The 1,627-nt window shown below is 61.1% G+C and carries 3 protein-coding genes; all 3 read left to right on the top strand.

Translation table 11 applies throughout. The features are described 5' to 3' along the window. The coding region (locus EOA13_RS36990) for an exodeoxyribonuclease III (RefSeq protein ID WP_206535372.1) at window positions 1-457 on the top strand (457 nt) is incomplete at its 5' end. Between the two features lie 250 nt (window positions 458-707). Beyond that, window positions 708-1,244: a DUF6088 family protein gene (locus EOA13_RS36995; protein ID WP_245490603.1), complete on the top strand. Its 537-nt coding sequence runs from the start codon at window positions 708-710 to the stop codon at window positions 1,242-1,244. A gap of 10 nt (window positions 1,245-1,254) precedes the next feature. Further along, on the top strand, window positions 1,255-1,627 hold a 373-nt coding region (locus EOA13_RS37000), incomplete at its 3' end, for a nucleotidyl transferase AbiEii/AbiGii toxin family protein (protein WP_164780619.1).

Below are 1,627 nucleotides of genomic sequence, written 5' to 3' on the forward strand. Positions count from 1 at the left end.
CCTGCCAAATGGAAATCCCGCCCCTGGGCCCAAGTTCGACTACAAGCTGCGTTGGTTCGACCGCCTGATCGGCTACGGCCGGGGCCTCCTCAAAGAGGGCGCGCCGACCGTGTTGTGCGGAGACTATAATGTTGTTCCAACCCCCATTGATGCTGTAGCGCCGCGACGATGGCTTGGGGATGCAGTGTACTTTCCCGAGAGTCGGCAAGCCTATGCCGGGATGCTTGAGGATGGCTGGATCGATGCGGTCCGGCGCATCCATCCGGAAAAGGGGGTCTATACTTATTGGAATCACTCCTTTGGGGGCGGCTACGACAGGAGTTCTGGTCTGCGAATGGACCATCTGCTGGTCAGTCCCTCGTTGTCGCCCCGTCTTCGCGATGCCGGGGTGGATGTTGAGACCCGAGGGTGGGAGAAGCCGAGCGATCATGCACCGGCGTGGGCAGAGTTCGGGTAGGCCTATTTTTGAGGGGTCCAGTACATCAACTGGCGTTTTTGCAGCAGGCTTCAAACGCGTAGCTTGTCCGAAGTTTGTAGCAATCTTCGGACGGCCTGTTGCTTCTGTCCGAAACTTGTTGCATATTTCGGACATGACCTTGGTTGAACATGACAGTGATCTCCGATCGCGCGTACTTGCACGGATTGAGGCCAAACCCGACGAGGTTTGGACCCCAGGCGACTTTGCCGATCTCGGTGGGCGTGCGGCGGTGGACAAGACGCTGCAGCGCCTGGTTGCCGCTCAAGAGCTTCGCCGGATCGACCGGGGTCTCTATGACCGACCGCGTACGAATACTCTGACCGGCCGCGCCACCGTGCCGGACTATCGCGCCGTGATCCGGGCCGTGACGCGCCGAGACAACGCGCGCGTCGTCATCGACGGCATGACGGCAGCCAACGATCTTGGGCTCACGACGGCGGTGCCTGCGCGGATCGAGGTACTGGTCGATGCGAGATTGAAGCCGATCAAGCTCGGCAGCCAGGAAATCCATTTCAAATACGCTGCCCCGAGCCGCCTTTATTGGGCGGATCGGCCGGGTATGCGGGTCGTCCAGGCCCTGCATTGGCTGCAGGATATGCTGACCAAGGACAGCGAGCGCAGGCGGATCGAGACGACGTTGCGCCGCCTGCTTTCTGACCCCAAGCATGGCGAGGCGATCCGCGAGGATCTGCGCGCCGGTCTCTCCGCAGTCCCGATCTGGATGCAGGAGTTCCTCCGCCAACTCCTCAGCCGGGCGCCGGGCTAGAGGGCAAGCCATGAGTACCGAAGCCTACCGTCAGATTATTGCCGCGTCGCCGCGAGACCGCCTTGATCTGTTCCTCGCCACCGCCAACCGCATTGGCGCCCCTGTCGGCAATGTGGAAAAGGATTTTTGGGTCTGCTGGACGCTCAATGCGCTCTATCACGAACGGCCTGCAGGCGAGCCGCGGCTGCTGTTCAAGGGCGGCACATCGCTGTCAAAAAGCTATGACCTCATCAAACGCTTTTCCGAGGACATCGACGTCACCGTATTCCGCGACGACCTTGCGGAGCCAGCCTCGGTTGAAGAACTCGAGGTGCTCTCGAACAAGAAGCGCCGCGCGAAGCTCGACGCCATTCGCGACGCATGCCACACCTATATCACCGGCC

The sequence above is a fragment of the Mesorhizobium sp. M7A.F.Ca.US.011.01.1.1 genome (assembly GCF_003998295.1).
Lineage (GTDB): Bacteria > Pseudomonadota > Alphaproteobacteria > Rhizobiales > Rhizobiaceae > Mesorhizobium.